Below are 6,739 nucleotides of genomic sequence, written 5' to 3'. Positions count from 1 at the left end.
CCCTGTGGGAGAGTAGGACGCCGCCGAACAATCATTCACAGAGAACCCCCATCCGGGAAACCGGATGGGGGTTCTCTGCATTTCCGGGGCTTTGGGACTTCAAGGTCTCAGAGCTGGGGAAGGTCTCAGAGCTGGAGTTTGAATCCGACGTGCGACGGGACGAAGCCGAGCTTCTCGTAGAAGCGGTGGGCGTCGGTGCGGGTCGCGTCGGAGGTGAGCTGGACGAGGTCGGCGCCGAGTTCGCGGGAACGCTCGATCGCCCACTGGATCAGTTCGGTGCCGAGGCCGCTGCCCCGCTCGTCGGCGTGGATGCGGACGGCCTCGATGACGGTCCGGGTGGAGCCCTTCCGGGAGAGGCCGGGGATCACGGTCAGCTGCAGGGTGCCGACGGTCCGGCCGGCGCGCTCGGCGGCGACCAGGTGCTGGTGCGGGTCGCCGTCGACGCGGGCGAAGGCGGCACGGTACGGCGTGAGGTCGTCGGGGCTCTCGCGGGTGGCACCCAGGGCGTCGTCGGCGAGCAGGGCCACTATCGCCGGCAGGTCCTCTGCGGTGGCCCTGCGGATCGTCAGGTCAGTCATGATCAGAGGATAGGCGCGCCTTGTTTCCCCGCACCCCCGCCGCCACTGCCCGTAGAGCCCCCTCAGGCCCCTTCTCGGGGGTGATCTGCCGTCACTCCCCGGGCTTGGCACTGGTGATGACGGCGAAGACGGCGCCGTGCGGGTCGTGGAACTGGGCGAGGCGGCCCACGCCGTGGACGTCCATGGCGGGGATCCGCACGGTGGCCCCGAGCTTGTCGGCGATGGCGAGGCTGGCGTCCACGTTGGGGACCTCGAAGTAGGGGAGCCAGTGCGAGGTGGTGCCGCGGGCGGTCTGTTCGGGGCCGAGCTGCATGATGCCGCCGTGGGCGTCGTCGCTGCCGGCACCCGCGGGGGTGAGGACGGTGTAGGAGGTGCCTTCGAGCGGTACGTCCTGTTCCTGCCAGCTGAAGACGGTCCGGTAGAAGGTCTTGGCGCGTACGGCGTCGACGCTGTAGCACTCGGTCCAGCAGAGGCTGCCCTCCTCGTTGACGACCTCCAGGCCGCGGGTGTCGTGCGGCTGCCAGACGGCGAACTCGGCGCCGGTCGGGTCGGTGTAGCCGGCCATCCGGCCCGCGGTGAAGACGTCGAAGGGGGTGAACCGGACGTGCCCGCCGGCCTGTTCGACGAGTTCGGTGGTGCGGTCGGCGTCGAGGGTGGCGAAGTACAGCGTCCAGGCGGGCAGGGAGCCCTCCTCGGCGAGCGGGCCGAGGGCGGCGACCGTCCGGCCGTCGAGCTGGAAGAAGCCGTACCCGCCGGCTTCGGGGCCGGCCGGGTCGAAGGTCCAGCCGAACAGGGCGGTGTAGAAGTCGACGGAGGCCCGGGTGTCGGGACTGCCCAGGTCGAGCCAGTCGGGGGAGCCGGGGCGGAAGGCGGTGTTGAGCATGGGCACTGCTCCTCGGACGGGGCCCGGACGGGCGCGATCGTGCCCCCCTGCCCGTCCCAGCCTGGCACCTCGGCGGGGGCGCTGCACGGCAGGGGCCCGGGGGCGCTCCTGCCGCGGGGGCGGTCGGGCGCAGGTGCGGGCTTGTCGTGGCCGGGCGGTACGGTGCGTAACGAAAGGTCCACCCGTACTGGTCGAAGGGGGTCCCGGTGGCCAGGCAGGCGCAGTCGGGGCAGGAGGCGCCGCGCCAGCTCGCGCAGGTCGAGGGCGTGCTGGAGCGGATCACGTACGCCAACGAGGACACCGGTTACACGGTGGCCCGGGTGGACACCGGCCGGGGCGGGAACGACCTGCTGACGGTGGTGGGCGCGCTGCTGGGAGCCCAGGTGGGGGAGTCGCTGCGGCTGCACGGGCGGTGGGGCTCGCATCCGCAGTACGGGCGGCAGTTCACGGTGGAGAACTACACGACGGTGCTGCCGGCGACGGTGCAGGGCATCCAGCGGTACCTGGGTTCGGGGCTGATCAAGGGGATCGGGCCGCGGTTCGCCGAGCGGATCGTGGAGCGCTTCGGGGCGGACACCCTGGAGGTGATCGAGCACGAGCCGGGCCGGCTGATCGAGGTGCCGGGGCTGGGGCCGAAGCGGACGAAGAAGATCGCGGCGGCCTGGGAGGAGCAGAAGGCCATCAAGGAGGTGATGGTCTTCCTCCAGGGGGTCGGGGTGTCGACCTCGCTCGCGGTGCGGATCTACAAGCAGTACGGGGACGCCTCGATCGGGGTGGTGAGGAACGAGCCGTACCGGCTGGCGTCGGACGTGTGGGGGATCGGCTTCCTGACGGCGGACCGGATCGCCCAGGCGGTGGGGATCCCGCACGACAGCCCGGAGCGGGTGGAGGCGGGGCTGCAGTACGCGCTGTCGCAGAGCAGCGACCAGGGGCACTGCTACCTGCCGGAGGAGCGGCTGATCGCGGACGGCGTGAAGCTGCTGCAGGTGGACGTGGGCCTGGTGATCGACTGCCTGGCGGAGCTGGTCGCGGCGGAGGGGGTGGTGCGGGAGTCGGTGCCGGGGGAGGCGGGCGAGGCGATCACCGCGGTGTACCTGGTGCCGTTCCACCGGGCGGAGATCTCGCTGGCCAACCAGCTGCTGCGGTTGCTGCGTTCGGATTCCGACCGGATGCCGTGGTTCGGCGGGGTGGACTGGCCGGTGGCGTTGGAGTGGCTGGCCAAGCGTACCGGGGCCGATCTCGCGCCGGAGCAGGAGCAGGCGGTGCGGCTGGCGCTGACCGAGCGGGTCGCGGTGCTGACGGGTGGTCCGGGCTGCGGCAAGTCGTTCACGGTGAAGTCGATCGTGACGCTGGCGCTGGCCAAGCGGGCGAAGGTGGTGCTGGCGGCGCCGACCGGGCGGGCGGCGAAGCGGCTGGCGGAGCTGACCGGGGCGGAGGCCTCGACGGTGCACCGGCTGCTGGAACTGAAACCGGGCGGGGACGCCGCGTACGACCGGGACCGGCCGCTGGACGCCGATCTGGTGGTGGTGGACGAGGCCTCGATGCTGGATCTGATCCTGGCGAACAAGCTGGTCAAGGCGGTGCCGCCGGGGGCGCACCTGCTGTTCGTGGGGGACGTGGACCAGCTGCCGTCGGTGGGCGCCGGCGAGGTGCTGCGGGATCTGCTGGCGGAGGGCGGCCCGATCCCGTCGGTGCGGCTGACCAGGATCTTCCGGCAGGCCCAGCAGTCGGGGGTGGTGACGAACGCGCACCGGATCAACGAGGGGCGGCCGCCGCTGACGGACGGTCTGCCGGACTTCTTCCTGTTCGCGGAGGACGACGCGGAGCTGGCGGCCGGTCTGACGGTGGACGTGGTGGCGCGGCGGATCCCGCAGCGGTTCGGCTTCGACCCGCGGCGGGACGTCCAGGTGCTGGCGCCGATGCACCGGGGTCCGGCCGGGGCGGGGAACCTGAACACGCTGCTCCAGGGGGCGGTGACGCCGGCCCGGGAGGGGCTGGCGGAGCGGCGGTTCGGCGGGCGCACGTTCCGGGTGGGGGACAAGGTCACGCAGGTGCGCAACAACTACGACAAGGGGCGCAACGGGGTCTTCAACGGCACAGTGGGAGTGGTGACCGCCCTCAGCGTGGACGACCAGCGGTTGACGGTGCTCACCGACGAGGACGAGGAGGTGCCGTACGACTTCGACGAACTGGACGAGCTGGCCCACGCGTACGCGGTCACGATCCACCGCTCGCAGGGCAGCGAGTACCCGGTCGTGGTGATTCCGGTCACCATGTCCGCTTGGACGATGCTCCAGCGAAACCTGCTCTACACCGCTGTGACCAGGGCCAGGAAACTGGTGGTACTGGTGGGGTCACGGAAGGCGATCGCCCAGGCCGTGCGGACCGTCAGTGCAGGTCGACGGCATGCGGCGCTCGATCATCGACTGGCAACTGGATGATTATCCAACAGGATGGTTGCCTCTAATGTTCTCTTGACGTGAAGAGATTTACGGCAGAGCCTAGGGTGGTGCCGATCTTGTCCGGTTCGTACCGGCTGCGGCAGCAGGTTTTGTAGGGGCGGGCCCTTTCGGGCCACCCCGGGTGCGCGGCTGTCCTCCAGATGGGGGATGGTAGAGGCAGTCAGGGCACCTTGGAAGAGGATTCATTTCGTCGGTGAGGAAGACGTGAGCGACAACTCGGTAGTACTGCGGTACCAGGACGGCGAGTACGAGTACCCCGTCGTCGAGAGCACTGCGGGCAACGCCGGCTTCGACATCTCGAAGCTGCTCCCGCAGACCGGCCTGGTCACCCTGGACAACGGCTTCGGTAACACCGCCGCGTACAAGTCCGCGATCACCTTCGTGGACGGTGACAACGGCATCCTGCGGTACCGCGGCTACCCGATCGAGCAGCTCGCAGGGCAGGGCGGCTTCATCGAGACCGCGTACCTCCTGATCAACGGTGAGCTGCCCAACGCGGACCAGCTGACCGAGTTCAACCGCGAGATCACCCAGCACACCCTGCTGCACGAGGACGTCAAGCGCTTCTTCCAGGGTTTCCCGCGGGACGCCCACCCGATGGCCATGCTGTCCTCGGTGGTCGGCGCGCTCTCCACGTTCTACCCGGAGAGCCACAACCCGTTCGACGCCGGCCAGCGCCACCTGTCGACCGTCCGCCTGCTCGCCAAGCTGCCGACGATCGCCGCCTACGCGTACAAGAAGGCGATGGGCCAGCCCTTCGTCTACCCGCGCAACGACCTGAGCTACGTCGAGAACCTCCTGCGGATGACCTTCGCCGTCCCCGCCGAGGACTACGAGCTCAACCCGGTGATCGTCAACGCCCTGGACAAGTTGCTCATCCTGCACGCGGACCACGAGCAGAACTGCTCGACCTCCACCGTGCGCCTGGTCGGCTCCAGCCACGCCAACCTGTTCGCCTCGATCTCGGCGGGCATCTCGGCGCTCTGGGGCCCGCTGCACGGCGGCGCCAACCAGGCCGTGCTGGAGATGCTGGAGAGCATCCAGAAGGACGGCGGCGACGTCGACGCGTTCATCACGAAGGTGAAGAACAAGGAAGCCGGCGTCAAGCTGATGGGCTTCGGCCACCGCGTCTACAAGGCCTTCGACCCGCGCGCCGCGCAGGTCAAGCTGCTCGCGCACGAGGTCCTCGGCCAGCTCGGCAAGAACGACGAGCTGCTGAACATCGCGCTCAAGCTGGAGGAGCACGCCCTCAAGGACGACTTCTTCATCTCGCGCAAGCTCTACCCGAACGTGGACTTCTACACCGGCCTGATCTACCGCGCCATGGGCTTCCCGACCAGCATGTTCACCGTGCTGTTCGCCCTCGGCCGGCTGCCGGGCTGGATCGCCCACTGGCACGAGATGATCAACGACCCGACCAGCCGGATCGGCCGTCCGCGCCAGATCTACACCGGCGTCGAGATCCGCGACTACGTCGCCCTCGGCGACCGCTGACGCTGCACCCGGAAGGGCCCGGTCGCCACTTGGCGGCCGGGCCCTTCCGCGTCCCCGTGCGGTGGGCCCGGGTGGGCGCCCGCGCGGGGGCGGAACCGTACGGCGCACGACTCCGGGGCCGGGCCGAAGCCGGGGACGGCCGCTCAAAGCGTCCCTGACCCGCCGCAACCCCGGCGTCGTGCGCGAAGGCCGTCAAGGTCGACGACCGTCCCGGGGCCCGCCGGAGCCCCGTCGGCGGCAGTCGGTGGAAGCGCGGGGACGCATTGCCGTTCGTCGCGTCCCCGCTCATCGGAAAACTGCCGCACTACCAACCTAAGACGTATCAGGGTGCGAGAAGTTACGCCCGGGGGGTGTGAGCTGCCTCTCGCCACGCTCCGTGTGCACGTCGTGCCGCGCCCATATCACACGTTCCCGCGCGCGCGACGTCACCCTCCCCGCAGTCACGGCAACCGAGCGTGATAGGAATCGTGGCATTCCGGTACGGACCGTCCCGCACCCTCGCAGCGTGGCGGCGGAGCTGGGGAGGGAGTGCGCAGATGGCCAGGAACGTCGTTGTCACCGGCGGTGGCACGGGAATCGGGTACGAAGTCGCGCGGCGGTTCGCCGAGGCGGGCGAACGGGTCGTGATCGTGGGCCGCCGCCGCGCGGTCCTGGAGAAGGCCGCGGCGGACCTCGGGCCGAACGTCACCCCGCTGGTGTGCGATCTCGCCGACCCCGATGCCGTCGAGGCCGCGCTCGCCGAACTGCCCGAGCGGATCGACGTCCTGGTCAACAACGCCGGCAGCCGGGAGACCGTGATCGGCGCCGGGCCGCACGCCCTGCTGGCCCGCTGGCGCGGCGACTTCGAGCGCAACGTGCTGACCGTGGTGCTGCTCACCGAGTCGATCCGGGACCGGCTCACCCCCGGCGCCGGCCGGGTGGTCACCATCAGCTCGATCGCCGCCCTGCGCGGGGCCGGCTCGTTCGGTGCGGCGAAGGCCTCGCTGCACGCCTGGAACCACTTCCTGGCCGCCCAGTTGGGCACCTCCGGGATCACCGCCAACATCGTCGCGCCCGGGACGGTGGCCGGCACCGAGTTCTTCGGCCCCCGGCTGGACGAGGCCGAGGTCTCCCGCCGGGCGGCCCGCACCCTGCTGGGCCGGATCGGGGAGACCGGTGAGGTCGCGGCCGCGGTCTACTTCCTGGCCTCGCCCGAGGCCGGGTTCATCACCGGCGAGATCCTGCACTGCAACGGCGGCGAGTTGCTCGGGCGTTGACGCGTTGGCGCTTTGACGCGTTGGTGCTTTGACGCGTTGACGCAGGGAAGGGTCCGGACCTGGCGG

At 70.3% G+C, this 6,739-nt stretch carries 5 protein-coding genes; 3 read left to right on the top strand and 2 right to left on the bottom strand.

Annotated elements, in window-relative coordinates:
- Positions 1–125 precede the first annotated feature (125 nt).
- Together AB0R04_RS28855 and AB0R04_RS28850 are read right to left on the bottom strand one after the other, a co-directional pair.
- A complete protein-coding gene (locus AB0R04_RS28855; RefSeq protein ID WP_063349389.1) occupies positions 126–578 on the bottom strand; it encodes a GNAT family N-acetyltransferase in 453 nt (150 codons plus the stop codon).
- A gap of 91 nt (positions 579–669) precedes the next feature.
- Complete coding sequence (locus AB0R04_RS28850) at positions 670–1,461, bottom strand: VOC family protein (RefSeq protein WP_363376350.1); 792 nt, start codon at positions 1,459–1,461, stop codon at positions 670–672.
- A 206-nt stretch (positions 1,462–1,667) separates the two neighbouring features.
- Between AB0R04_RS28850 and AB0R04_RS28845 the strand changes: the two genes are divergently transcribed.
- The 3 genes from AB0R04_RS28845 (at position 1,668) to AB0R04_RS28835 (ending at position 6,673) form a co-directional block, all read left to right on the top strand.
- Positions 1,668–3,902 carry an ATP-dependent RecD-like DNA helicase gene (locus tag AB0R04_RS28845; RefSeq protein WP_363376347.1) on the top strand — a complete coding sequence of 745 codons (2,235 nt, stop codon included), beginning with the start codon at positions 1,668–1,670 and terminating at the stop codon, positions 3,900–3,902.
- A gap of 225 nt (positions 3,903–4,127) precedes the next feature.
- Complete coding sequence (locus AB0R04_RS28840; protein WP_363376344.1) at positions 4,128–5,417, top strand: citrate synthase; 1,290 nt, start codon at positions 4,128–4,130, stop codon at positions 5,415–5,417.
- A gap of 536 nt (positions 5,418–5,953) precedes the next feature.
- Positions 5,954–6,673 (top strand): SDR family oxidoreductase, encoded by a 720-nt coding sequence (locus tag AB0R04_RS28835; protein ID WP_063349393.1) that lies wholly within the window; start codon positions 5,954–5,956, stop codon positions 6,671–6,673.
- Positions 6,674–6,739: the final 66 nt, after the last annotated feature.

The sequence above is a fragment of the Kitasatospora sp. NPDC056731 genome (genome assembly GCF_040687675.1).
GTDB lineage: Bacteria > Actinomycetota > Actinomycetes > Streptomycetales > Streptomycetaceae > Kitasatospora.
This window is presented reverse-complemented; position numbering and strand designations above follow the sequence as displayed.